The following is a 26,096-nucleotide window of genomic DNA, read 5'->3' as shown; positions in this document are numbered from 1 at the left end:
ACGGAGACACCCCATGCCCCCCATTTTTGACACACTTCTCGGCAACCTCATGGTGCCGACCATCCTGTTCTTTGTCCTCGGCCTGATCGCCGCCTTCGCCCGCAGTGATCTGTCTATTCCAGAAGGCGCGGCCAAATTCATGTCGCTCTATTTGCTCTTGGCCATCGGCTTTAAGGGCGGCAGCAGTTTGGCCGACTACGGATTGCACATCGATATGTTTGTAACCATCGGTCTTGGCGTCTTGCTGTCCTTTGCCTTGCCGTTCATCGCCTTTTTGCTGCTGCGGAGCATGACGCAGCTCGACACCATGAATGCCGCCGCCGTGGCGGGGCATTACGGGTCGATTTCCATCGTGACGTTTGTGGCCGCGACCAGCTTGCTGGAACTGACTGGCCTCACATATGACGGTTACATGGTCGCCGTCGCTGCCGCGATGGAGGTGCCTGCGATCCTGTCTGCGCTGTGGATCGCCCATAAGTTTTCGGGCCAAGGCGCGTCAGGTCCGGGCCTGTACCGCGATCTTTTGGCCAATGGATCGATCGTCTTGCTTGTCGGTGCCTTTGCCATTGGGGCTGCCACAGGGACCGACGGCATGGCGATGATCGCGCCTTTCGTGGTGACGCCTTTCACCGGTATCTTGTGTCTGTTCTTGCTGGACATGGGATTGAACGCGGGGCGTAGCCTTTTGAAGAACAAGCACCTGTTGTCGGCTGGCCTGTTTGCCTTTGGCATCTTGATGCCACTGATCGGCGCGATGTTGGCTTGGGTGCTTGGATCGATGGCGGGTCTGCAAGATGGCAGTCAGTTCTTGTTGATGGTGCTGTCTGCCTCGGCGTCTTATATCGCGGTGCCTGCGGCGATGAAGATCGCGCTGCCCAAGGCTGAGGCGGGGATCTATCTGACGCTGTCTTTGGGGGTGTCCTTCCCCTTCAACATCACCTTGGGATTGCCATTGTATTTGTGGCTTGCGGGGCTGTAAGGGGCGAAGATCCACAATATCACGCAATAAAAAGGCCGCAGGATCATCTCCTGCGGCCCTCTGTGTCTAAGCGGTAAAGCTTACATTGCTTTCATAGCTTCGATAGAGATCTCGATTGTTACTTCGTCGCCCACGAATGGTGCAAAGTTGCCAACGTTGAAGTCAGAACGCAAAACGGTTGTTGTTGCGTCGAAGCCAGCCCATGGCATTTTCGCCATTGGGTGCTCGCCCATTTGGTTCATTGTCGCGTCCAAAGCGACGGATTTTGTCACGCCGTTCAATGTCAAATCGCCAGTGATGATGCCTGTGTTTTCACCAGTCACTTCGATGCCTGTGGATTTGAAAGACACTGTTGGGTTTGCTTCAGCGTTGAAGAAGTCTGGGCTCAGGATGTGTGCTGTGCGCTCAGCCCAACCTGTGAACAGGCTGTCTGCTGGGAAAGCAACTTCAACGGAAGAGTTTGCTGCGTCTGCGTCGTCGAACATGATTGTGCCGTCGAAGCCTGAGTAGACGCCAGTCGTTGATGAGTAACCAAGGTGGTTCCATGAGAAGACGATTTGGCTGTGGGACGCGTCGAGCTTGTACTCTGTGACGTCTGCAACGGCAGCTGTTGCAAAACCAAGGCCAATAACTGTGGAAAGGAGAAGATTTTTCATGTGTCAGATCACTCTTTGTTAAACTGTGGGTAACGGGTCCAGGCACGTTGCTGCAAACTCTACCTTAAAGGCCGATCTGCACAACTGCGCCAGTCCAAACAGAATATGTGCGTTTGCGCACGCTTTTGCGCAGGGACGTGACTTTGCGCCTTAATACTTGGCTTTACGCGATCTCGCGACATGAAGAAGGGGGCGCGTGGCCCCCTTGTTCTGACGTAACTGTGATTTTTACTATTCTTTTAGACGCCACCCTGTCTTGAATATCCACGCCACGGCAGAGATGCAGAGGAACAAGAACAGCGAAATGGCCGCCAAAGACACGCCGACAGGCACGTCTGAGACCTCGAAAAACGCCCAGCGGAAGCCTGAGATCAGGTAGAGGACTGGGTTGAATTTGACCAAGGTTTCCCAAAAGCCCGGCAGCATATCGGCGGAATAGAAGGCACCGCCCAAGAACACCAAAGGCGTGACCACCAACAGCGGGATGATCTGCAACTGTTCGAAATTGCTGGCCCAGATGCCGATGATGAAGCCCAAAAGCGAAAAGCTGATGGCGGTCAAAACCAAGAACCCCAGCGCCCAGAACGGGTGGATGATGTGCAGATCTACAAAGAAGGTGGCCGTGATCAAGATCACGAATGCAATGATCATCGCCTTGCTAGCTGCAGCGCCGACATAGCCGAGCAGGATTTCGACGAATGAAATCGGGGCGGTGAACAGCTCGAATATGGTGCCAGTGAATTTGGGGAAATAGATCCCGAAGGAGGCGTTGGACAGCGATTGCTGCAACACGGTGAGCATGACCAAACCGGGCACGATAAAGGCCCCGTAGGAGATGCCGCCGACCTCTTGGATACGTCCGCCAATGGCGGCACCAAAGACCACGAAATACAACACTGTCGACAGAACAGGGGAAATGATCGATTGGCTCAACGTGCGAAAGAACCGTTTCATTTCAGAAATATAGATGGATTTTACGGCGAGCCAGTTCATGCTGTTTCCTCCACCAAAGTTAAGAACACATCTTCCAGCGAGCTTTGCTTGCTTTCCAAGTCGCGCACCGAAATGCCTTGTGCGGCCAAATCGGTGATCAGGCGCGTGATCCCTGTGCGCTCGGCGCGGGTGTCATAAGCGTAGGTCAGCGTCATCTTGTCCTCGGACAGTTCCAAATCGTAGTCGCACAGCGCTTCGGGTTTGCTGTCGAGCGGTGCTGCCAAAGACAGGTTCAAGGTTTTGCGTCCGAAGCTTTGCATCAGGTTTGCCGTGTCCTCGACCAACAGGATTTTACCGCCGTTGATCACGCCGATCCGATCCGCCATTTCTTCGGCTTCTTCAATATAGTGGGTGGTCAAAATGATGGTCACGCCACGATCGCGCAACTTGCGGACCACGTCCCACATGTCACGACGCAAGGCGACATCGACGCCGGCAGTCGGCTCGTCCAAAAACAGAACCTTGGGTTCATGCGACAAGGCTTTGGCGATCATCACGCGACGCTTCATCCCGCCAGACAGCGCTTGGTTTTTTGCGTCCTTTTTGTCCCACAAAGACAAGGATTTCAGCAGCTCTTCCAGAAAGGCGTCGTCGGGTTTTTGCCCAAACAATCCGCGGGTCATTTTGACTGAATTCCACACGGTTTCAAAGATATCCAAGGCAATCTCTTGTGGCACCAGACCGATTTGCGCACGCGCTTTACGCGGTTCACGTTCCACGTCAAACCCGTTCACTGTGACCGTGCCAGAGCTGATTTTAATCATGCCGCAGATCGCGCTGATCAGCGTGGTTTTGCCAGCACCATTCGGGCCAAGCAAAGCAATGATTTCACCGGTTTCAATATCAAGATTAACGGCATCAAGGGCAGGGGTGCCCGAGGCGTAGGTCTTGGTCAGGTCTTTAATCGTAATAATAGGGGCCATGATGGGCCTTTCACTTGTCGTCATTAGAGCGCGTTGGTGGACAATAATGTTAGATTGCGGTCTTGCCCAGTCCCGCCCTTGCACATCTGGTGTGCGCTCAGCGCACTTTCAGCTATACAGATCTGTCACTCACGTCTGTCGCCCACGAAAAAGCCGCTCCGAAGAGCGGCCTTTCAATTCTCAAACGCGGGTCGCAGCAGATGGTCGTGGTTAGCGGCGGCGATCGCGGCGCGCAGACATGGGCTGGAATGCCACGCCGACGTGCGCTTCGCAGTAAGGCTTGCCGGTTTGCGATGGCAGGCCACAGAACCAAAACTCGTCTGTCGCAGGGTCGCCGATTGGCCATTTACATGTGCGCTCGGTGAGTTCCATGACGGAAATGCGCTTGGCCTTCTTTTCGACCTCGGACACTTTGGCCAATGCTTCTGCCGGAATTTCATTGGCAGAGGGCTGTGGCGGCAAAGGTTGACCAGCAGGAATAATCGCGCGACGTGCAGGCAGGTTCGGCTTAGGTGCCGGTGCTGCAGGCTCGACCGGTTTGGCGGCCGCTGCGGGCTTGGCCTTTGGCTTAGGTGCTGCTGCGGCTTCGACCTTGGGTTTGGCTGCAGCCGCTTTAGGCTTGGCCGCCGTTTTGGCAGTCGACGTGGAGCCAGCGCGATTGGACAGGCCAAGGCGATGCACTTTGCCGATCACGGCGTTGCGGGTCACACCACCAAGCTCTTTGGCGATCTGCGAGGCTGATTGGCCTTCGCCCCACATTTTTTTCAATATTTCGACGCGGTCATCGGTCCAGGACATGGTCGTTCCTTGTACTTCGCAATTCCACCACGGCCAGCGCCGCAGGAATCACTTAAATAGTCGCGAGGGGCTCCTCGCTCAATTGGCGTGTATCCCTACACGGGGCAGCGCGGACGAGCAAGCAATTGTGCTCGTACCCGATACATTGCGGATTTGTGCAAAGGGCTTTTGCGCTGAAATCGTTTAGAGATCTCTTACTGCCTCTATTTTAAACACGATGAGACAGGTTACAAGCGTGTGCAGCGATTCATAAGAGGAATATCCGATGTCAAAGGCACTTAATGCGACTCAAACCGACGCTGGAATGGGCGTTCGGCGCTTTGGTCGGGTCAATTGGCTTGGTCTGTACACTTTGGCGCTGCGCGAAATTTTGCGGTTTACCACCGTGTGGACGCAAACCTTGCTGGCGCCTTTGATGACGGCAGGGTTGTTTTTGACCATCTTTACGCTGGCGATTGGCCCGAACCGTGGCGATGTCATGGGCGTGCCGTTCATGCATTTTCTGGCCCCTGGCATTTTGACAATGACTGTCATTCAGAACGCCTTCACCAATACGTCGTCGTCGCTACTGGTTTCAAAGGTGCAGGGCAATATTGTTGATACGTTGATGCCGCCCTTGTCGCCGCTGGAATTGGTGCTGGGCTATATGGCGGGCGCTTTGGCGCGCGGGCTGTTTGTGGCCTTGGGCATTTGGGTCGGCATGGCGCTCGCCTTTGGGCTGGGGCTGGCGCATCCGTTGTTTGCGCTGATCTTTATCACGCTTGGCGCGCTTTTGCTGGGGGGCCTGGGCATGATCGCTGGGATCGTGGCGCAAAAGTTTGACCAGATGGCGGCGATCACCAACTTTATCATCACGCCCTTGGCGTTCTTGTCGGGCACATTCTATTCGGTCGAAAACTTGCCTGTGTGGTTTCGCGCACTCACGCACGTGAATCCGGTGTTCTACCTGATCGATGGCGTGCGGTTTGGCATCATCGGGCGGTCTGACTCCTCGCCGATGTTGGGTCTGGCCGTTGTCGGGGCCTGCACATTCGCGGTCTTGCTGACCTGCTGGATTTTGATCAAACGCGGCACCAAATTGAAATCTTGAGCAGTGACGCGCGGTTTTGCATTTCCCGACCCTGCGCTCTGGGGTAAGGCTTTTGTAAGTTAATGATCCTTCGGAGCCGTCATGACCGAGACATCCACATCGCCGCTGCCTGCTGATTTGCCGCCTTTCGTGCATACGCTTTACGGGTATTTTGAACAGGGCCTCGCCTTGGCGCAGGGCTGGCTTTTAAGCCCCGCGGCGTGGTCGCAGTTTGCCTTGCTTTTGGTGGCGTATTTTGTGGCGCGGTATTTGTCAGCGCGGTTGTTGCCAAAAGTCACGACGTTTTTGCAGCCCAAAGACGACGAAGCCACAGGGCTGATCAATGAGGCACGCAGGGTCGCGATCCTGTTCTTGCCGCTGGGATTGCCGATTTTGGCCTATGTGTTCACAGGGATCGGCGAAAGCGTGACGCGGTCGGTCTTTGGCTCTGGCGCGGTGATCGCCTTTGGGAAACGCGTGTTCTTGCTTTTGGTGGTGCGTGCCTTTGTGCGCTCCATTCTCAAAGATCCGTTCCTCAAGCTTTTGGGGCGTTATGTCTTGATGCCAATCGCAGTGATCTATGCGCTTGGGCTGCTTGATCCTGTGATCCTGAAACTGTCCGAAACCATTGTGGGCGCAGGCAATATCCGCTTTTCCCTGCTGTCAGTTGTGCGCGGCGTGATCGCGGGCTCGGTGCTGTTTTGGTTGGGTGGTTGGTCCACGCGGCAAAGTCGCAGCTATATCGTTGCCCAAGAAACCCTGCGCCCTGCGACGCGCGAGCTGGCATCGAAAGCCGCAGAAATTGCCATTTTGGGCCTGTCGTTCTTGTTGCTGATGAACATCATGGGCATCAACCTGTCGACCTTGGCCGTCTTGGGTGGGGCCATCGGTGTTGGGATCGGGTTTGGTTTGCAGCGCATTGCGTCCAACTTTATCTCAGGCGTTATTTTGCTGCTCGAAGGTCAAGCGACCGTGGGCGATTACGTTGAATTGGATGGCGGCGAGCAGGGCAAGATCGTCAAAATGACCGCCCGTGCGGCCATTCTTGAGACCTTTGACGGGCGCTGGATCGTGGTGCCAAACGAGGATTTCATCACCACCCGTGTGGTCAATTATTCCGATAGCGGCTCGGCCAATCGCTATGAAGCGGATTTTTCGGTGTCCTATGATACAGACATTAATCTTGTGCCAGCCTTGGTCGAAGCGGCTGTGGCCAAACACCCTGACATTTTGGATTTGCCCTATCCGCCAGATTGCGAACTGCGCGGCTTTGGTGACAGCGGTATTGATTTTGCGGTGGAATTCTGGGTCAATGGCTTGGACGATGGGCCGAACAAATACACTTCGGATGTGTTGTTCATCATTTGGAACGCGCTCAAAGACGCCGGTATCGAGATTCCATATCCGCACCGCGTTGTCGAAATCAAAGGCGGCGGTGTGATAGCGGCGCCCGAACAAACCTAGGGAAGACAGCATGTTGGTATGGCTTATCATTGCAGTTTTATGTGTTGGCCTGCCGCTTTGGGCGCAAGCGCGATGGAGGGTGGCATCTGTGCTTTTTGCGATGGTCTCTGCCATCTATCTGTGCCCGCAGTTGGTCTCGTTTGCTACGATGACGTCCGCCTCTGGATCGGATCTTTCCACGCCCACATCCGGTCTCTATGCGCAGGTGTCGATGAGCGTCTATTTGCTTCAGTTTTCCATATTGACCGGCATGCTTGCGCTGCTTGTTTGGGGGCATGAACGCATTGGGGTGGTGCAAATGCCGCGGGCGCGCTTGGCCGCATTTTGGACCATCAATGTCGCTTTGCTTTTGACCTATCTTGTCACCGCGTTTTTGCGCTTGCGGCTTGAGATTGAGAACGCCTTTTACATTGCGCATAGGGTCGCTGTGGTGAACGCCATTGAGACAGGCTTGGCGGCGCTCATTTACCTTGCCGTCGCCTTTTTGGTCTTTTTGGTCGTGGCCGCGTTGGTTGTGCGCTATTGGAATTGGCTGCGCAGATAGTCTGAGCTTTCGGGCGGCTCAATTGTGGCGCATCTGAGCTTTGAATCCCGTTGACAGGCGCGCGCCTTGCACGCTATCTCGGCGCTATGAACACAACGCTGACATATACACGCGATTCCCGACGAGGCCGATAAACCGGTTCCCGTCCGTTCATCCGTGCCGATTGCGGCACAAATCCTGCGAAAAGCACGCAGACCCCGTAAAAATCAATCTCCCATTGTTGACAGCCGCGTCTGTGCAGGTCACCCATGACCTTTCTTCGACGGCCTAAGCCTCTTTAAAGGACCACGACTATGATTTCGTCCGTACTTCCAACCTATAACAGGGCACCTCTTTCTTTTGTTAAGGGCAGCGGCTCTTGGCTGTTTGAGGCGGATGGGCGACGCTTTTTGGATTTGGGCGCTGGCATTGCGGTGAACACTTTGGGGCACGCAAACCCAGAGCTTGCGCAGGTGCTTAAAGACCAAGCCGACACGCTGTGGCATGTGTCCAATCTGTACCAAATCCCCGCACAGCAAAAACTGGCGGATAAGCTGGTCGATGAAACCTTTGCCGACACCTGTTTTTTCACCAACTCTGGCACCGAGACCGCCGAGCTGGCGATCAAAATGGCGCGCAAATATTTCAGTTCAAAAGGGGCGCCAGCGCGCACCGAGATCATCACCTTTGAGGGCTGTTTCCATGGCCGCTCAACAGGGGCGATTGCCGCCAGTGGTTCTGAAAAGATGACCGATGGCTTTGGTCCGCTGATGCCTGGGTTTATCACTGTGCCTTTCGCTGATCACGCGGCTGTTAAAGCTGCAATCACTCACAAAACGGCCGCAATCTGGATCGAGCCAATTCAGGGCGAGGGCGGCATTCGCCCCGTGCCGGATCAATGTCTCAAGGGTCTGCGCGATCTGTGTGATGAGCACGGCATTTTGTTGATCTTTGACGAGGTGCAATGCGGTGTGGCGCGCACCGGCAAGCTGTTTGCGCATGAATGGTCCGGCATCACGCCTGACATCATGATGGTGGCCAAAGGCATCGGTGGTGGTTTTCCGTTGGGGGCTTTGCTCGCAACAGAAGACGCGGCCAGCGGCATGATCGCGGGCACCCATGGGTCCACGTATGGCGGCAATCCTTTGGGCTGTGCTGTGGGTTTGAAAGTCATGGAAATCGTGTCCGAGCCTGCCTTCATCGACGAGGTGAACCGCAAAGCAGCGCTGTTGAACCAAAAGCTTGAAGGCCTGATCGCCGCGCACCCTGATGTATTCGAAAGCGTGCGGGGGCAGGGCTTGATGGTTGGTCTCAAATGTAAGGTTGCACCCATGGATGTGGTCAACGCGGCCTATGCGCAAGAATTGCTGACCGTGCCTGCCGCCGACAATGTGGTGCGCTTGCTGCCGCCTTTGAATATCTCCGACGAGGACATCGCCGAGGCCGTTGCACGCCTTGATGCGGCGGCCTCTTCCCTTTGATCTGCTGATAGAAACGAACATCTTATGCCTCATTTTCTAGACATTCACACAACTGATCCCGCCGCCTTGCGCCAGATCATCGATACGGCGCGTGCCACCAAAGAGGCGCGCGTGGGTCTGCCCAAAGCGGCTTTGGACGCGGATTTGCCGCTCAAAGACAAAATGGTCGCGCTGATTTTTGAAAAGCCGTCCACACGCACCCGCGTGTCGTTTGACGTGGGCGTGCGCCAAATGGGCGGTCAGACGATGGTTTTGTCTGGCACGGACATGCAGCTGGGCCACGGTGAAAGCATTGCTGACACGGCCCGCGTTTTGTCGCGCTATGTCGATATGATCATGATCCGCACGTTTGAAGAAACCACGTTGCTCGAGATGGCGGAATACGCTTCTGTGCCGGTGATCAACGGGCTGACCAACCGCACGCATCCTTGCCAGATCATGGCGGATATTTTGACGTTCGAAGAACACCGCGGGCCGATCAAAGGCAAAAAAGTGGTCTGGTGTGGCGACGGCAACAACGTGGCTGCCTCTTTCATTCACGCCGCTGGCCAGTTCGGCTTTGATTTCACCTTCGCTGGGCCTGAGCAATTGGACCCAGAAGCAGGGTTCATCGCCGATGCGCGCAAGAAGGGCGTAAAGGTCGAGGTTGAGCGCAACGCTGAGAAAGCCGTTGAGGGCGCTGATTTGATCGTTGCCGACACATGGATGTCGATGCATGACAGCCAGTCCGCGCGTGAACGCCGCCATGCGATGCTGCGTCCATTCCGTGTGGATCGCAAACTCATGTCGCAAGCCAATGAAGACGCTTTGTTCATGCACTGCCTGCCTGCGCACCGCGGCGAAGAGGTCACGAATGCTGTGATGGATGGCCCGCAATCTGTGATCTTTGACGAGGCGGAAAACCGTCTGCACGCGCAAAAAGCCATCATGGGCTGGTGTGTGTCTTAAGGCTCGAATTCACTGACTTAAGAATAGAAAAAAGGGGCGCTCCAATCAAATGGAGCGCCCCTTTTTGTTGCGATTTTGTTGCGATTGTCGCGGTCCTAGTGGAACAGCGCGGACAGCATCAAGAACACCAAACCAGACAGCAAAGCCGCGGCGGGCACGGTGATGACCCAAGCTGCGATGATGGTCATGAAGTGGGATCGACGCACCAATTTGCGGCGGCGGCGCTCTTCTTTGGCGAGACGTTTCTCGACGGGGCGCTGTGCGTTTGTGGCACGGCGGCGGCGCTCAAGATGCCATTCGCGGAAGAAGCCAACGCCAAACACGCCGCCAACAGCGATGTGTGTGGACGACACAGGCAGACCCAACCAGCTTGCGATGATCACGGTGATCGCCGCAGACAGTGCCACACAGTAAGCGCGCATCGGGTTCAACTTGGTGATTTGGCTGCCGACCATTTTGATCAGTTTCGGACCGAACAACATCAAGCCAAAGGAAATACCAAAAGCACCGATGATCATCACCCATTGCGGGATGTTCACCTTGCCCGCGAACTCGCCGAACTCATTGGCGTGGACGATGGCGGCCAAGGGACCAACCGCATTGGCCACGTCGTTGGCGCCATGGGCAAAAGACAAAAGCGCGGCAGAGATCACCAAAGGCAGACCAAACAGCACTTTCAGCGACTTGTTGCGGTTCTCGAGACCCTCAGATTGACGACGGATCAAAGGCGCAGACACGGCGTATGAAACCGCGCCAATGGCCGCCCCGATCAGCAGGGCTGTGGGGATGTCGATTATGACGATGCGCTTGAGACCTTTGACCGCCAAATAGGCTGCGAATGCGCCCATCATAATGCCCACAAGGATGGGCACCCATTTGCGCGCGGCTGCGATTTTGTCTTCTTGGTAGATGATTTTCGCTTTGATCAAGGCAAGGAAAGCCGCCGCGATCAAACCACCGAGCAAGGGCGAGATGACCCATGAGGCTGCGATTTTGCTCATTGAGACCCAGTTCACGGCCGAGAACCCAGCCGCTGCAATGCCTGCGCCCATAACGCCGCCCACAACAGAGTGGGTGGTGGACACAGGTGCGCCGATCCAAGTGGCAAGGTTCACCCAAAGCGCGGACGACAGCAAAGCCGCCATCATCGCCCATATAAAGATGCGCGTGTCCGCCATGGACGATGGATCAATGATGCCTTTGGAAATGGTCGACACCACGTCGCCGCCCGCCAAAAGCGCGCCGGCACTTTCGCACAAGGCCGCGATCACAATCGCCCCGCCCATGGTCAGCGCTTTGGCCCCCACCGCAGGACCCATGTTGTTGGCCACGTCGTTGGCACCGATGTTGATCGCCATATAAGCGCCCAATGCGGCAGCTGCGATGATGATCATTGATCCGGGTTGGCTTCCGAAAATAAGACCTGCAACAAGGGCAGCAATCACGATGAACGCCAAAGCCACGCCAAGACCGACCATAGGGCGGGCAACGTAGGTTTGGGCGTATTCAAATTGGCTGATACGGTTCAGGTCTTTGTCCAGTGTCTTCCACTGATTGTCGTTTGGCGCGCTCATGGCTCACCCTCTCGCTTTCACAAAACTGTTACATTCTGGGCAGCGCTAAAGGACCAAAGCTTAAGGATCAAGCTTTTTGATAACTTCGTTGGGGTGTGTGTCGTTTTTAAAAGTCGCGCAAAATCGCTTTGAGACCGGGTTCTTCCACCAATTCAGCGGCCTGTTTTGGTGCGACCCAATTGCGTGTGCGTTCGCTCACTTCAGGGTAGCTGTCCGACAGGTCTTTGACTTCGATGGAATAGACATTCGCGTCAACCGGCGCCGTCGCACCGTTGTCCAAAATCTTGTCGTAGTGAAACTGTCCCAAAGGTTTCTTGTTCACTTTGAGAGGTTTAACGCCTGCTTCTTCCCACGCTTCTTGGGCGGCTGTGCCTGCGCCATCAAGGCCCGCAATCGGCCAACCTTTGGGCAGAATCCACCGTCCGCGTTCACGTGATGTGATCAGCAAAATTTCTTTGCCGCGTTTGCCTGTGCGATAGCACAGCGCCGCTGATTGCACCCGATTTGGGCGTTTGATCAAAGGATTTATGACGCCTGACCAGGCGTTTTTTAAAAGAGATACCATTGGGAAACCATGTGCCTGTTTTTATTTTTATTTTGTTAACATAGGGCAATAATTGCAAAGAATCAAGAAACAGGGATTTACAGCGGCCTGCACGCCCGCCCATGTTGGCACGCCATATCTGCCACGGAACGCAATTTACGATGATGTAATATGTCACTTTTTGACAATCAGGGTGCTGGCTGCATGGCATTCTGGATTGTCATACGCTAACACTGTGGCCAAGCTTCCTGTATGCAGCGGAATACCTGATGCCTCATACAAGAAATAGACGGCAACATTTAAGAAAGTGAATGACATATGGCACAAGCGCGCATCGGCCTGATCGGCCTTGGTGTTATGGGGGCAAATCTTGCGCTCAATATCGCAGAGAATGGCTTCCCAGTGGCGGTCTACAATCGCACAGGGTCTGTCACAGATGACTACATCGCCTCCGCTGGAGATCTTGCGAAAAACCTAGTGCCAACAAAAACACTCGGAGAGCTCGTCGCCTCACTCACAAAACCGCGCGCCATCATCATTATGGTGCAAGCAGGCGGACCCGTTGATTCCGTGATCGAAGGGCTCAAGCCGCTCTTGGACAAAGACGACATGATCATCGATGCGGGCAACGCCAACTTCCACGACACCCGCCGTCGTGATGCGGCTCTCTCCGAGAGCGGTCTCAACTTCATCGGCATGGGCGTGTCTGGCGGCGAAGAGGGCGCGCGTCACGGTCCATCCATCATGGCGGGCGGCGATAAATCGTCCTTCAACGTGATCAAAGACATCCTTGAAGCGATCTCTGCCAAACACGAAGGCGCGCCTTGTGCCGATCACTTCGGCCCCGATGGCGCGGGTCACTTTGTGAAAACCGTGCACAACGGCATCGAATACGCTGACATGCAGATGATCGCCGAGGTCTATGGCCTGCTGCGTGATGGCGAAGGTCGCTCTGCCGCTGACATCGGCAAGCTGTTTGAGACTTGGGACCAAGGTCAGCTCAAATCCTATCTGGTGGAAATCTCTGGCAAGGTTTTGCAGACCATCGATGAAAAGTCTGGCCAGCCGATCGTGGACATCATCGTCGACAAAGCCGGCCAAAAGGGCACAGGCCGTTGGACTGCCATCGAAGCGCTTTCACTCGGCCAGTCTCCATCCACCATCGAAGCAGCTGTGGCTGCGCGCTCTTGGTCTGCGGCCAAAGACACGCGGATCGCGGGCGAAGAGCTCTTCGCAGGTCTGGAAATGGATGCCTCAAACGCGCCTGCCATTTCTGACGACGATCTGGAAAAAGCACTGCTGGCGGCGAAAATCATCGCCTACGATCAAGGGCTTAAGCTCTTGGCTGCGGCCTCTGATGAATACAACTGGGACTTGGACTTGGCCAGCTGCGCCGAAGTTTGGCGCGAAGGCTGCATCATCCGCTCCACAATGCTTGATGAAATGGCATCCGCCGTGCGCGAAGGTCTGCCCCACGGCAACCTGATCTTCGCCCCACGTTTCGCGCAACGCATCATCGACGGCTCATCGGCTTTGCGCCGCGTCGTGGCCTCTGCATCCTTGCAAGGCCTGCCCGTGCCAGCTTTCGCAGCCGCGCTCGCATACTTCGACACCATGCGCCAAGGCCGCGGCACAACCGATTTGGTCCAAGGCCAACGCGACTTCTTCGGCGCCCACGGCTTTGTGCGCGTTGACACAGGCGAGGTCGATCAGCACGGCCCATGGGCCTCAGACATCGCGCATTCTTAAGTCACGCGCGGGCCTAAGCGATCACGCAAAACGACATTTTCAAAGCGCGGGGGCAACCTCGCGCTTTCTCATTTGGGTGGGGGTGTAGTGGATCGATTTGGCACTGGCGATCATTGCGCTGGAAGGCTATGCTGATCGACAGAACCATTCGCCAATGGCTTCTGATTGAATTTAAGGATGAAGGCGCGTAATTGTGGAGTCTTCCTTTAGGAAACACTCCGCGACTTGTTTAATTCGGCGAACTTCATCCATCAGTAGCTTCATGTTGATTTCTTCGACGCCCGATCGCCCCGCTGACAAGAATGTGTCGTCCGCGATCAAATAAACGCGTTTTGTGAACCAGCTTCTTTGATCAGAGCTAGGTCTATTTAAAAAATCGTAGTTTTGGCGAGAATCGAAAACACATTCTAGCATCTTCGTCCCGCCCGTCTCGATCCAAAGGTCAATCCGTTCGTCGAGGTGCTCAACGTTGTTTCTCGCGTTTCTGCTGAAGACCGGAGAATCTTCTTCTACTTTTAGCAATTCCTTTAGTGAACTTGCCCTTTCAGCCGAAAGCTGGGATTTACTGGGCGGCTTCATGAACTTTGAAATCATCGCCGTATGGGACAGCGCAGACTGAACGAACGCCTAGACCTCGCGCTTCTGACGAGTTTCAGGATGTGCTAGCATTTCATGCAGCCGACTGTAGGCCTCAATCGCGAGGTTAGCTTGGACTAGCATTTCCTCGACGAGGAGATTTTTACAGGCTGGGGAGATTTTGGTGGTCATGTTGATAACCTAACAGACTCTCAAGATGCAAAATACCACAATCTGTCTTTTTTCTTCTTATCGGGTCAGATTGCGCAATGCCGCCCTATCGCGTCCCCCAAACTCCTCTCTCACGTCCCACGCCGTTTGGCACGCAGCGTTGGATCGGCTTCCGTCGGGTCTTCGGGCCAAGGGTGGCGCGGGTATTTGCCGCGCATGTCTTTGCGCACATCGGCGTAGGATGTTTTCCAGAAATTCGGGATATCCATCGTCACCTGTAGCGGGCGATGCGCGGGGGAGGTCAGGACCACTTTCAGCGGCGTCTGGCGTGGGCCCACTGTGGGATGGCGCGTGGTGCCGAACATTTCTTGGATTCTGGCTGTGATTTCAGGATGTTCGCCTGAGTAATCAATAGGCAGTTTGCGCCCCATGGGGCTGGTAAATGCCCCAGGCACTTCGGCGTCCAAGCGGCTCATCTGGTTCCAGTCGAGCATCGCCCGCAGCGCCTCAGTGGTGTCGAGATTACGTAAAGCCCCGTCGGTTTTTGCGCCTTTCAGATGCGGCAGCAGCCAGTCTTCTAAGTTGTCCAGCAAAGCCGCGTCACTCATATCAGGATAGTCATCGCCCATCAGCGCCACGCGCGCGGCAAAGCGTTTGGCAGCGGGCGTCCACGGCAGGCCGATCTGGCGAATACCATCGAGCGCGCCAAGGGCAATGGCCTCAGGAGGTGCGTCTTTCCACGGGCGATCATCCAAGGTCAGCGCACCGAACATTTCGCGTTGGCGGGCCACCACGCGGCCGGCGCGTTTGTCCCAATGGCAGACATCTGCCCACGCGATTTGATCACCATAGAGACCTCGCAGCTCGGCCTCAGTCAACGCAACGGCTTGACGGATTTTCGCCTCACGCGGGGCACCGTCTGTGTCGGTGATCACGATCAACCGCGCGCCGGCCAAAGCGTCGCTATCCTCCATCACGGCGCCTTTGCCGCCCGACATCACATAGCGCGCTTGGTCGCCTTTGCGGCGCAGCCCGATGCGGTCGGGATAGGCGAGCGCGGCCATTTCGCCCAAGCTCAAATCAGGCCCGTTTGGCAGGCCTGTGCGCAGGCGTTTGGCCTCAAGCTTGATCCGCTCAATCGCGCCACGATCCGCGCGATTGTCCCGCCCTCCGAGCGCCGTCATGCGCAGCGCCAAATCCACGCCAACCCCACGAAGTGGGTCGCGTTCGTTCAAGATTGCGGCCAAATTGGCGGCATTTGTACCCGCTTTTTGCAGCATATGTGCAAGCCGAGGGTGCAAAGGCAGGGCCGCGATTTTACGGCCATGATCAGTGATGCGGTGCGACGCGTCCAGTGCCTCAAGCCCCTGCAACAGCGCGCGGGCCTCGGCCAATTGGCCGTGCGGTGGCGGCGTTAAAAACGCCAATTCCGCCTCGGATGCGCCCCAAAGTGCCAGTTCCAAGGCCAAGCCGCTGAGGTCTGCGGCTTCAATTTCGGCAGGGGCAAACATCGGCATCGCGCCTTCTTCGCCGCGTGTCCACAAGCGGTAACATATCCCCGCGGCCACACGGCCCGCGCGACCCTTGCGTTGCTCGGCTTCGGCTTTGGAGGCGCGTTCCGTGACCAGCCGAGACATGCCCGATGAGGGATCAAACCGCGCACGGCGCGATTTGCCGCCATCGACCACGATGCGCACATCTTCGATGGTCAGGGATGTCTCGGCAATTGATGTGGCGAGCACGATTTTACGACCTGTTTTGCACGGCGCGATGGCGGCACGTTGCGCGTCGAATTTCATCGCGCCAAACAGCGGACGAATGGCGCAATCTTTCGGCACGCGGCCTGTGAGGTGCTGTTCCACTCGGCGGATTTCGCCTTCCCCCGGCAAGAACACCAAAGCGGAGCCGTCTTGAGTTGTGACAGCCTCGATCACCAGATCGGCCACGGCGGCTTCAAAGCGTTGGGATTTGGGGACGGGCTTGTCCAGCCAACGGGTCTCAACCGGAAAGGCGCGGCCTTCGGATCGCACAATCGGCGCGCCGCCCAAAAGGTCTGCCACAGGGGCAGCATCCAAGGTGGCGGACATGACGATCAGCGCCAGATCATCGCGCAAGGCGCCGCGCACTTCACAGATCAACGCCAGACCGAAATCGGCGTTCAAAGAGCGTTCGTGAAACTCATCAAAAATCACAGCACCCACACCGGACAGCTCAGGGTCCGATTGTAGCATTCGTGTCAGAATACCTTCTGTGACGACTTCTATGCGCGTATTTTTGTTCGTTTTGTTCTCACCGCGCATGCGGTAGCCCACGGTCTGACCGACTGCTTCGTCCAAGGTTTCCGCCATGCGTTCAGCGGCAGAGCGCGCGGCCAAGCGGCGCGGTTCCAGCATGATGATTTTGCCAGAGGTCACAGGCAAGAGCGCCAGCGGCACACGGGTGGTTTTGCCAGCCCCTGGGGGTGCCATCAACACGGCTTGGCCATGCGACTGCACGGCGGCCACAAGGTCGGGCAAAACGACATCAATGGGTAAGTCAATGGGGCGGGTGGTCCGGGTCATGGCTCTTTATGCGGGATTGACTGTGCAAGGGGAAGACCCGAGATCGCGCGGTGCGGTGGCTGCGCGCCCCAATTGCCGCAGGGTTGCGGTCGCGACTGGACAGGGGCCCGTTTTGCGGGGCAGTATCGGCCAAAATGCGCATGGGATGCTGGAAGACGGTATGGATATCAACGAATTGGCGGAACGCCTGTTGGCGGGCGACAGACGGGCCTTGGCGCGGGCAATCACTTTGGTCGAAAGCGGGCGCGACGATCACCGTGCGCAGGCTTTGGAGCTGATGGAATTGGTGCAGCACTCAGGGCGCCAAGCGCTGCGTTTGGGCCTGTCGGGCACGCCGGGTGTGGGCAAATCGACCTTTATCGAAAGCTTTGGCATGATGCTGATCGAGCAGGGGCTCAAGGTCGCTGTATTGGCGGTTGATCCGTCGTCTGCGCGCTCTGGGGGGTCGATTTTGGGTGATAAGACGCGGATGGAATTGCTGACGCGGGAAAAGAACGCCTTTATCCGGCCGTCGCCGTCGCAAACCAACTTGGGCGGTGTGGCGCGGCGCACGCGCGAAGCCACGCAGCTGTGTGAGGCGGCAGGTTATGATGTCGTGCTGATTGAAACCGTGGGCGTGGGGCAATCTGAAACGGTTGTGGCGCAGATGTCTGACGTGTTTTTGTTGCTGCTCGCGCCTGCGGGGGGCGATGAATTGCAGGGCGTCAAACGTGGCATCATGGAAATGGCCGATTTGATTTTGGTCAACAAGGCTGATGGGGATCTCAAGGCGGCCGCACAGCGCACGCGGGCCGATTATGCAGGGGCTTTGCATTTGTTGCGGCGTCGTCCGCAAGACCCTGAGGGTTTTCCAAAGGCGGCCACCGTGTCGGCGATCGAAAGTGCGGGGCTGAGTGAGGCTTGGGCAGAGATGCAAAGCCTTGTGCAGTGGCGCAAAGAGCATGGGCATTACGACCAGACCCGCGCAGATCAGGCGCAGTATTGGTTTGCGCAAGACATTCGCAATGGCTTGTTGGGTCAGTTGGACCGCGAACCTTTGAAGACGGCCATCACGGATTTTGCGCAGCAAGTTGGGCGGGGTGAACTGACCGCCAGCCGTGCTGCAGAACAGGTCTTGGCGGCGCTGACGGCCTCTGGCACGTCGAAATAACGACTATTTAGCGACTATATAAGAAAGAATCAGTCCCGCTGGGCGCAAGGGTCTGAGGAGGATGCGCCGTTGCAAGGCAGGGCATCCAGTGCTCAGGCGCGCTGCAATCTGTATATATTTGCATTTGGGGCCAAAGATCATGGTTCAACCGGCTTACGGGCCTTGACGACTCTGTTGATTCCTCATATTCACCCGAAACTGAATTTCGGGCGCCGCTTTTTGGGGTGCCTTTCTCTATAGAATTCAGCCTTTTTTGATGATGAACGTGCGCGAGGTCTTGCACCTTGGTCCGCAAGTCGTCATACGGGCGCGAATAATATAGATTAGAGCAATAGCTAGGGCGCGCCGCGTCTTGGTACCTAAACGAGGATGAACCCATGGCACGCCGCTGCGAATTGACTGGTAAAGGCCCAATGTCTGGCAACAATGTCAGCCACGCTAAAAACCGTACACGCCGCCGTTTTCTTCCGAACCTCAACGACGTGTCGCTGATGTCGGAAACTCTCGGTCGCACTTTCAAATTGAAGATCTCTGCAGCTGCGCTGCGCTCTGTCGACCACCGTGGTGGTTTTGACGCGTTCATGGCGAAAGCCAAAGACGAAGAGCTCTCTGCAACAGCATTGAAAATCAAAAAAGACATCGCGAAAGCTCAAGCAGCCGCTTAAGCCTTCCAGTCTTTGACTGATTAAGACCCCGCCGGTTTAGACCGTGCGGGGTTTTCTCATGTTTGCTGCGTGGGTCGCGAGATTGACTCAACGGTGTGTCTTGTCTCTGATAGAGGCATGAAACAGCTGTTCTTCTGGTTCTGTTTGGCCGTGCTTGGCGCGGTGGGGGCTGTCTCGGCCCAAGACGCCGAGGCGGATCGTTTTTGCGCGTTGCCGCCCCATGACCAAATCTGCGCCGCGTATCCCTTTGATCAGACTGAATTTGGTGACAATTTCGAATATATGATCGTGGCCAAAGGCGTTCAGGCGCCCTTTGATGCCTTTGGCTGGAAGGGCTTCGTGGCGCTCAATTGGCGCGATGTCCGTGGCGCGGATGGCCCTGATCAATGGCAGAATTTCACCCGCACGGACGCCATCGTCGGTCTTGATCCTGCGGGGGAGACTTGCGCGGATGCGCCCGGCCCGTTGCGGTTTTCCGATCTTGTTCAGGCTGATGGCAGCAGTTTGATTGCGCAAAACGGCGTCCCTGTGGTTTACGAGACGCGCACGAATGCCGTGGCCGCGGCCTATCTGAACACGGCGCCCAGTGGCGATATCAATTTCCCCCGTGGGGGTGACACAGAGGATCGTCCTGCGGTGCATGTCAAAACCTCTTGGATCGCGCTGGCGGGGCCAGACCCGCGCTTCATCTCTGAGCGGGGCGCTGTCTATGTGCCCGCCGAAGACTCGCTGTCGGCGGAGGCGATGTGCATTGAGGGCGCGTTTGGCCTTGTGGGCATGCACGTCATGGCAAAGGTCGCCTCGGGCAATGGCGATGAATGGATCTGGGCCACATTCGAGCATCGCAACACCGTCCCGACGTCTGTTCATGCGCGCAAAATCAATTCGCTTTTCACCAAAGAGCTTTTCCCCAATGGATGCCCCGCGCCGGACGATCTGAGCGCAGAGCTTCAAGACTATTTGTTGTTTGACCCGACCTGTGAAGATTGCGCTGTGAATCAGCCTCTTGAGGGCGAAGTGAAATGGTCGCAGGACTGGCCGCATGGGGTCACACCTGCGGGCAAGCCTTTGATGTCCAATCAGATCACGCGTTGCTGGCAGATCTTTGACGCCACCGCGCGCACCAATGCCAAATGGCAGGCGAAGCTTCAAGGCACGCCCTTGGCCCAGTATCAGTTGATCTCGGTGCAGTGGCGTGGGGCGCAAAAAAGTCCGATCTTTGAACACGGCGAATTGCCACGGTTTTTGTCCAATGTGACGATGGAAACATTTATGCAAAGCGATGGCACGGGCAGTTGTCTGGGCTGTCATGCGGGGGCTGCGACATCCAACGGCGATTTTGCAGATTTCAGCTTTTTCTTGCGTGATTTTTGATTGGCGCAAGCGCGAAGCTGCGCGCGTCACACGGCCGCTGCAAAATGTCGCTTTCCATATCCGGTGAAACGGCGCTATCACAGGCCATGCGTTTGCTGAAACCCATATTGGCCTTTGTCTTTGCCGCCGTGATCATCGCCACCTCAGGCGCGATGGCGTCGGCGCGCGGCATGGCGCGCGATGCCTCTGGCGAGATGGTGTTGTGCGTCGGCACAGGGTCGGTGACGGTCTTGATGGACGCAGACGGACAGCCTTTGGGCGTCGCGCATTTCTGCCCAGATTGTGCGCTGGCCTCTTTGGCTGTGGTTGCCACAGATGAGGCAGTTGTGCAGCCATCGTTCAGCGCAAAAACATTGCCTGTCACGCCGGTTCAGATCGCCCAAGCCCCAGTTGATGGCGTCTTTACAACTGCGCGTGGGCCACCCGTTTTCTGATTATCTCTCTCGTATCATTAGATAATTTCAGAACGACAGGAAGACATCATGTCCCTTAAATCCACTCTCTTGGGCGGCTTTGCTGCCACTTTGTTCGCGCTGCCTGCCTTCGCTGACATCACCGTTGAGGACGCCTATGCGCGCTCTTCTGGCCCTTCTGCCAAAACCGGTGCCGCGTTTTTCGTGATCAAAAACACTGGCATGGAAGAAGACCGTCTGATCAATGCTGCCTCAGGTATGGCCAAACGCGTCGAGCTGCACACGCATATCCACGGCGATGACGGCGTGATGAAAATGCGCCGCGATGAAGACGGTTTCGAAGTGCCTGCCATGGGGATGCATGCGCTACAACGCGGGGCCGATCACGTGATGCTCATGGGCCTCACCGCGCCGATGGTGCAGGGCGAGACATTCGACGTGACCCTGACATTTGAGCACGCCGGCGACATCACCATCACCGTGCCTGTCGATCTTGAGCGCACAGCCGACGCGGGCGCAATGAAGGTGGATATGGAAAAGATGGACCATGGCAAAATGGACCACTGATCCCGTCCAAATGAACACAAGCGGCGGTCTTTCCAAAACAGGAAGGACCGCCGTTTTGCGTTTGGCGCCGCCCATTTTACATGTCAGCCTTTAGCCTAAGTGATGCTGCGCCGCGCGATAGGTTTTAGGGGTCATGCCCGTTTCGCGTTTAAAGGCCTTGTAAAACGCTGAGCGCGAGTTGAACCCAACATCGAGCGCGACAGTCAGCACCGAGACATCGCCTGCTATGATCTGTGGTTTTGACGCCTCGATCCGACACCGCGACACGTAGTCGAAAAAGGATGCGCCGATGTGTTGATTCAAGATTTGTGAAACATGGTTCGGCAGTGCCCCCACATGCGTTGACAGTTTTTGCAGCGACAAGTTGGGGTCGAGATAAAGCTGATCTTTTTGCATTGCTGTCTCAACGCGTGCGGTCAATTTTTCCGCAAGATCGGACTTTAAGGCAGAGCGGGCATATTTAAGATCTGGCGCATCTTCTTTGGCGTCCCCGTTTAGGTCTGGCGGTGTGAGCGGGGCGAAAACATTTATCACCAACAAACCTCCAGCGATCAGCGCAAGCAAAAGCGTGTCGCTAACCAAAGTGCCATCCGAGAAGTTTTCATCTGCCAGCGACAAAGCGCCCACGCCCCAAATCAAGACAAGCAGCCCCATCACCACATCGACCCAGCGCAAATCCCGTGTTTCGACGTCCGAATAAAGCTGCCTGATACGGGCGCGATAGGCCCTAAGGCTGCGCAGGATCGCGACAAGGTAGGCAAAGGATGCCACCAACCAGATCACGATTAAGGCGAATGTCAAAAGGGCGAGCGTTGCGGGCAAAACGCCAGCGGGCAATTCACCTGATATGAACATCAAGGTCTTGGCCTGCGCTGGCAATATCCAAAACCCGATACAAACGAGCCCGCCTGCCAAGGGCAAAATCAGATCGCGTTTTGGGATGTGAGCCTGCGCAGCCTTGGCCGTTCTGGCTGCGATATGGTGATACAATGCCGGAGGCAGGGCCAGTAGACATACCAGCAACAGCGGCATGTAATTGAGCAACATCTCAGTGGCGGAGATTTTGACGATCGGCAGCGCGATCAACCCGACGAACGCGAGATAGGCGATCCCAAGACTGAGCCTTTCGCGCAGGCTGCCTTTTCGCGCCGCAACAGCAAGCAACCCCGACAGGGCAATGCCAAGACATAGTCCGGCAACTGACAGAACAGCGGCGTTTTCCATAAGTATTTATATGCCTGTCTGAACGTCGGTATCAACACGTGCGTTGGTGCGGCAAATAAAATGTCCTCGCCGTCATGCGAGGACGACAGGACACTCCAAGGTGCGCATATCTGGGCGAAATCAACGCAACGGAAAGGAATCATTATGCTCACCCCCGACACCATCACATTGATTGCACATGTCCTGCTCGGCTCATTGGCAGTCCTTTTGGGCGCCATCGCCCTTGGAGCTCGCAAAGGGCGCAAAGTGCACGTCGGCGCGGGCCGTCTCTTTGTCGTCAGCATGGGAATTGCCTCGGTGCTGGGGGCTGTCCTTGGGGCGCTAAAATACGAAACATTCTGGATCACGTTTCACGCGGGCATCCTTGGGGCGACCTTGGTGACAAGCGGTGTGTTGGCTGTGCGCATTCATGCGCGTGGCGTCAAAGTGTGGTTCAAAGCCATTGCTGTGTTGAATGCCCTGAACGCGGTCGCGCTTTTCGGTGCTGGCTGGTACGCCACGACATTGCCAGACGGGCATTTGTTCGGCTTTGCCGCTGCGGATTATTTCTTCTTGTTCGCCATGGCGGCGGTCGTCTGCGGCGGCGATGCGCGCATGATTTTTGGCGCAAAGATTTCCAATAAACTTCGGATCGCCCAGCATCTTTTGCGCATGTGCATCGGCTTTTTCATCGCAGCCGGATCGGCCTTTACCGGACCGGGGGCCTCAGCGTTTCCTCAGGCCGTGCGTGACTCTGGCCTTTTGTCCCTGCCGGAACTGACCATTGTGCTTCTTATGCTGTTTTGGCTTTGGCGCACGTTGCGCAAAGCGCGGCCCGTGGTTGCAACTCAATAGGCTGCACCGCGCTTTCGGGGGAAGTGATTGTCACTGGCGGTCGGCGGCGTCAGGTGCTCGGGACGCCCTTGGGGCGCATAAGACGCTTTTGAGCTGCAATGCGAAACGGGGCGTTGGGGGCGCCATAGCCTTCATAGTGCGCTTCGCGTTGCAAGATTTCGAAGAACATGCCGCCGGCGAAGGGCTGTGAATACAACTGATAAAACGCGCCCACATCATCGCAATCATACAGAATGTTCTGCGCCTGCAAGAGCGCCAGTGTGTCGGGGGACAGATCAAAGCGCGATGCCAAATCGCGGTAGTAGTTGTCGGGCAAGGGCAGGGCGGCAAACCCCAGCTTGGCCAAAGATTGTGCCACGGCAAAAATGTCATCGCAGGCAAAGGCAATGTGCTGCACCGGTGCGCCGAAATTATCCGCCAAGAACGACCCCGCAAAGGTCCGGTGGGTTTCGGCACCGTTCAAGGTGATCCGAAACGCGCCCGCATCTGCGCCCGTTTGTGCCCCAGACCGAAGCGCAAGGCTGCGCACCAAGCCATCGGGATCGGTCACATCCACCAAGGGGTCCTTCTTCATGTCAAAAAGCGTCGTGTAGAACAGCGACCAACTGAGCATGTCTTCGTAAGACATCGTCTGTGCAATGTGGTCAATGTGAGTCAGCCCGACGCCTGTGGTTCCACTATTTTGCCCCGTATCTTGTCCAGTGTCTTGTCCAGTGTCTTGCAGATGAAATTCATGGGACCAGACATCCGACAGAGGCTTTGACCCATCTAAGAAATGCAGAACGCTGCCACCCAAGCCCCGTATCGCGGGGATCTCGACCTGACCGGGGCTCAGCGGTTGCGAAAACGGCTCTGCACCAAGCCCTTTCGCGCGCACAACCGTGTCCTTGGCAGAGGGAACCGTCAGCCCGATGTCATAAATGCTCGTGCCGCGCGCGTTATAGATCGAGGCGGCCAGATCGGTCTTTTCCTCGTTGATCAAAATGCGAATGCCGCCTTGTTGCCACAGCGATAACGCCTTTGACACATGCTGCCCCGCCTGTGAAAACCCCAATGTCTTCAAAAGCAATTTCAGCGCAGCAGCGTCTTCGCCGCGCGACGCAAACTCAACAAAGGCGATGCCTTCGGGGGCGATTTTTACGGGCAAAGGGCTGTGTTCAACGCAGGCCTCAGGTTCGGTGCGACAGACATCATCGATCAGATTGACCAAGGACCGATAGCCATCGCGCGCAACGATGCGCGGGCTGCCAGACCGAAACTGATCGTTAAAAATTTCAAGACTGAGTGGGCCGGTGTATCCGGTGGCCATGACAGCGCGTGTGAACGCCGTAACGTCCAAATCGCCTTCGCCCGGCATGTTTCGGAAATGCCGCGACCAGTACAGTAAATCCATGTCGATTTTTGGCGCATCGGCCAGTTGCACAAAGAAGATCTTATCGCCTGGAATGCGCCGAATGGTTTCGGGGTCAATACCACGGCCCATGGTGTGAAAACTGTCCAAAATGAGACCAATATTGGGATGATCGGCGCGGCGCACCACTTCCCACGCATCGCGGTGATCATCAATGTGACGCCCCCACGCCAGCGCTTCAAAGCCAACACGCACCCCATGCGCGGCCGCGATGTCGCCCAAAGCGGCAAAATCTTCGGCGCTGCGATCAATCCCGCCAAGGCTTTGGGGATGGGTCGTCGAACAAAACAGCACAAGCTCTGCGCCCAAGTCATTCATCAGTTCAAACTTGTGTTTCGCCCGTTCAAAGGCCTTGGCCCGCAAGGGATTGGGCAGGCCTTCAAAGTCGCGAAAGGGTTGGAACAAGGTGATGTCCAAACCGTGATCTCGGATCATATCCGCGACCTGACGTGGACTGCGCGCGTCGGCAATGAAGTCTTGTTCAAAGATTTCAACCCCGTCAAATCCGGCGCTCGCAATGGCTTCAAGCTTTTCGCGCAAGTTCCCCGAAATCGAAACTGTGGCTATAGACGTTTTCATCATGACCCTCCGATTTGCATTAGGTTTTGACGCAACGCGGCCTCATCACAGGCGGTTCCTGAAAAGATCTTCCAAGCGTGCAGCCCTTGGAAAAAGAACAGCTCCCAGCCCGAAATGATCGTAAGACCAAGTGATGTTGCGTCGTTCAGAAATTCTGTGTCGACGGGCGTATAGACCGCATCAAACGCCCACTTAGCACCCGTCATGGCCGCGCGTTCCAAAGGCGTGCCCTCATATCCGACCATGCCCACAGGGGTGCAGTTGATCAGCCCAGCCGCGCCCTGTGCAGCGGCGGCCGCATCGGTCCAAACGCTGACGGTCATCTCAGAATTGACCGCGCGCAAGGCCTCGGCCACGGCGGTTGACTTGGCAGCATCAAGATCAACAAGACGCAGGTCTTTGGTGCCCAAAGTGGCAAGGCCAAAGGCGATGGCCCGCCCCACGCCACCCGATCCAATCAAGGTCACAGGCCCAGTGTCTTTGTCAGTCATGGCGCGCTTGTAAGCCTCTATGAAGCCTGAATAATCCGTGTTGTAGCCGCGCGGTCCATCGGCGTCGAACACCACTGTGTTGATGGCCCCAATGGCGCGCACCTGCGGGTCGTCGATCTGCACGCGGGGCACGGCCAGTTCTTTGTAGGGATAGGTGACGTTGATGCCGCGAAACCCCGTCGCCACGCAGCTGTCGAAAATCTGATCAAAGGATTGTTCAAGCTGCCACGGGACCAACCGATCATAGGTAACGTCTTGGCCGAGACTTTGTCCCGCCAGACGATGCAAATCAGGCGCTTGGGATTTTTCGATGTTGTCTCCGATAAGACCAAGGCGAATGACCATTTTGGCGCTCCATGTGGGCAAAGGTGAGTAGGGC

At 56.3% G+C, this 26,096-nt stretch carries 23 protein-coding genes; 13 read left to right on the top strand and 10 right to left on the bottom strand.

The features are described 5' to 3' along the window. Positions 1-13 precede the first annotated feature (13 nt). The gene (locus ABF287_RS09890) at positions 14-979 is read left to right on the top strand and encodes a sodium-dependent bicarbonate transport family permease (RefSeq protein ID WP_347184842.1); all 966 of its coding nucleotides are present in this window, start codon (positions 14-16) and stop codon (positions 977-979) included. A gap of 80 nt (positions 980-1,059) precedes the next feature. Here the strand turns inward: ABF287_RS09890 and ABF287_RS09885 are convergent, their stop codons facing one another. The 4 genes from ABF287_RS09885 to ABF287_RS09870 form a co-directional block, all read right to left on the bottom strand. Then, positions 1,060-1,635, bottom strand: coding sequence for a YceI family protein (locus ABF287_RS09885; protein ID WP_347184841.1), 576 nt, complete (start codon positions 1,633-1,635; stop codon positions 1,060-1,062). Positions 1,636-1,866: 231 nt separating this feature from the next. Beyond that, on the bottom strand, positions 1,867-2,628 hold the full coding sequence (locus ABF287_RS09880; RefSeq protein WP_347184840.1) for an ABC transporter permease: 762 nt from the start codon (positions 2,626-2,628) through the stop codon (positions 1,867-1,869). Next, positions 2,625-3,551, bottom strand: a complete 927-nt coding sequence (locus ABF287_RS09875; RefSeq protein WP_347184839.1) for an ABC transporter ATP-binding protein — start codon at positions 3,549-3,551, stop codon at positions 2,625-2,627. The genes ABF287_RS09880 and ABF287_RS09875 overlap by 4 nt, the downstream gene beginning before the upstream one ends. Before the next feature lie 210 nt (positions 3,552-3,761). After that, positions 3,762-4,349: a GcrA family cell cycle regulator gene (locus ABF287_RS09870; RefSeq protein WP_347184838.1), complete on the bottom strand. Its 588-nt coding sequence runs from the start codon at positions 4,347-4,349 to the stop codon at positions 3,762-3,764. A gap of 265 nt (positions 4,350-4,614) precedes the next feature. Between ABF287_RS09870 and ABF287_RS09865 the strand changes: the two genes are divergently transcribed. From ABF287_RS09865 to argF, 5 genes are all read left to right on the top strand, one after another. After that, the gene (locus ABF287_RS09865) at positions 4,615-5,439 is read left to right on the top strand and encodes an ABC transporter permease (RefSeq protein WP_347184837.1); all 825 of its coding nucleotides are present in this window, start codon (positions 4,615-4,617) and stop codon (positions 5,437-5,439) included. Positions 5,440-5,520: 81 nt separating this feature from the next. Next, positions 5,521-6,882, top strand: a complete 1,362-nt coding sequence (locus ABF287_RS09860) for a mechanosensitive ion channel domain-containing protein (protein ID WP_347184836.1) — start codon at positions 5,521-5,523, stop codon at positions 6,880-6,882. Between the two features lie 10 nt (positions 6,883-6,892). Beyond that, on the top strand, positions 6,893-7,426 hold the full coding sequence (locus ABF287_RS09855; RefSeq protein ID WP_347184835.1) for a hypothetical protein: 534 nt from the start codon (positions 6,893-6,895) through the stop codon (positions 7,424-7,426). Positions 7,427-7,719: 293 nt separating this feature from the next. Continuing rightward, positions 7,720-8,886, top strand: coding sequence for an aspartate aminotransferase family protein (locus ABF287_RS09850; protein WP_347184834.1), 1,167 nt, complete (start codon positions 7,720-7,722; stop codon positions 8,884-8,886). Positions 8,887-8,910: 24 nt separating this feature from the next. Beyond that, positions 8,911-9,834 carry an ornithine carbamoyltransferase gene (argF, locus tag ABF287_RS09845; protein WP_347184833.1) on the top strand — a complete coding sequence of 308 codons (924 nt, stop codon included), beginning with the start codon at positions 8,911-8,913 and terminating at the stop codon, positions 9,832-9,834. A 95-nt stretch (positions 9,835-9,929) separates the two neighbouring features. Here argF and ABF287_RS09840 read toward each other — a convergent pair whose 3' ends face one another. Next, a complete protein-coding gene (locus ABF287_RS09840; RefSeq protein ID WP_347184832.1) occupies positions 9,930-11,408 on the bottom strand; it encodes an inorganic phosphate transporter in 1,479 nt (492 codons plus the stop codon). A 106-nt stretch (positions 11,409-11,514) separates the two neighbouring features. Beyond that, complete coding sequence (locus ABF287_RS09835) at positions 11,515-11,928, bottom strand: NUDIX hydrolase (protein ID WP_347184831.1); 414 nt, start codon at positions 11,926-11,928, stop codon at positions 11,515-11,517. 342 nt (positions 11,929-12,270) lie between these two features. On the opposite strand from ABF287_RS09835, the gene gndA reads away from it, so the two are divergent. Then, positions 12,271-13,701: an NADP-dependent phosphogluconate dehydrogenase gene (gene gndA, locus ABF287_RS09830; RefSeq protein ID WP_347184830.1), complete on the top strand. Its 1,431-nt coding sequence runs from the start codon at positions 12,271-12,273 to the stop codon at positions 13,699-13,701. An 878-nt stretch (positions 13,702-14,579) separates the two neighbouring features. Here the strand turns inward: gndA and hrpB are convergent. Next, the gene (hrpB, locus tag ABF287_RS09825; protein ID WP_347184829.1) at positions 14,580-17,009 is read right to left on the bottom strand and encodes an ATP-dependent helicase HrpB; all 2,430 of its coding nucleotides are present in this window, start codon (positions 17,007-17,009) and stop codon (positions 14,580-14,582) included. Between the two features lie 160 nt (positions 17,010-17,169). On the opposite strand from hrpB, the gene meaB reads away from it, so the two are divergent. The 5 genes from meaB (at position 17,170) to ABF287_RS09800 (ending at position 21,178) form a co-directional block, all read left to right on the top strand. Continuing rightward, a complete protein-coding gene (meaB, locus tag ABF287_RS09820; RefSeq protein ID WP_347184851.1) occupies positions 17,170-18,159 on the top strand; it encodes a methylmalonyl Co-A mutase-associated GTPase MeaB in 990 nt (329 codons plus the stop codon). A 377-nt stretch (positions 18,160-18,536) separates the two neighbouring features. After that, entirely contained in the window at positions 18,537-18,824 is a 288-nt protein-coding gene (rpmB, locus tag ABF287_RS09815; protein ID WP_347184828.1) for a 50S ribosomal protein L28, read from the top strand. 117 nt (positions 18,825-18,941) lie between these two features. Next, positions 18,942-20,198, top strand: coding sequence for a hypothetical protein (locus ABF287_RS09810; RefSeq protein WP_347184827.1), 1,257 nt, complete (start codon positions 18,942-18,944; stop codon positions 20,196-20,198). 44 nt (positions 20,199-20,242) lie between these two features. Next, positions 20,243-20,632: a hypothetical protein gene (locus ABF287_RS09805; RefSeq protein WP_347184826.1), complete on the top strand. Its 390-nt coding sequence runs from the start codon at positions 20,243-20,245 to the stop codon at positions 20,630-20,632. A gap of 48 nt (positions 20,633-20,680) precedes the next feature. Further along, positions 20,681-21,178, top strand: a complete 498-nt coding sequence (locus ABF287_RS09800; protein ID WP_347184825.1) for a copper chaperone PCu(A)C — start codon at positions 20,681-20,683, stop codon at positions 21,176-21,178. Between the two features lie 90 nt (positions 21,179-21,268). On the opposite strand, the gene ABF287_RS09795 is transcribed toward ABF287_RS09800, so the two are convergent. Further along, complete coding sequence (locus tag ABF287_RS09795; RefSeq protein ID WP_347184824.1) at positions 21,269-22,402, bottom strand: AraC family transcriptional regulator; 1,134 nt, start codon at positions 22,400-22,402, stop codon at positions 21,269-21,271. A gap of 144 nt (positions 22,403-22,546) precedes the next feature. Here ABF287_RS09795 and ABF287_RS09790 point away from each other — a divergent pair, with 144 nt between their 5' ends. Further along, a complete protein-coding gene (locus ABF287_RS09790; RefSeq protein WP_347184823.1) occupies positions 22,547-23,236 on the top strand; it encodes a hypothetical protein in 690 nt (229 codons plus the stop codon). 49 nt (positions 23,237-23,285) lie between these two features. Here ABF287_RS09790 and ABF287_RS09785 read toward each other — a convergent pair whose 3' ends face one another. Both ABF287_RS09785 and ABF287_RS09780 read right to left on the bottom strand, forming a co-directional pair. Beyond that, positions 23,286-25,226 (bottom strand): TIM barrel protein, encoded by a 1,941-nt coding sequence (locus ABF287_RS09785; protein ID WP_347184822.1) that lies wholly within the window; start codon positions 25,224-25,226, stop codon positions 23,286-23,288. Beyond that, on the bottom strand, positions 25,226-26,062 hold the full coding sequence (locus ABF287_RS09780; RefSeq protein ID WP_347184821.1) for a shikimate dehydrogenase: 837 nt from the start codon (positions 26,060-26,062) through the stop codon (positions 25,226-25,228). The genes ABF287_RS09785 and ABF287_RS09780 overlap by 1 nt, the downstream gene beginning before the upstream one ends. Positions 26,063-26,096 lie beyond the last annotated feature (34 nt).

Origin of the sequence: Pacificibacter sp. (assembly GCF_039769035.1) — a bacterium.
Lineage (GTDB): Bacteria > Pseudomonadota > Alphaproteobacteria > Rhodobacterales > Rhodobacteraceae > Celeribacter.
This window is presented reverse-complemented; position numbering and strand designations above follow the sequence as displayed.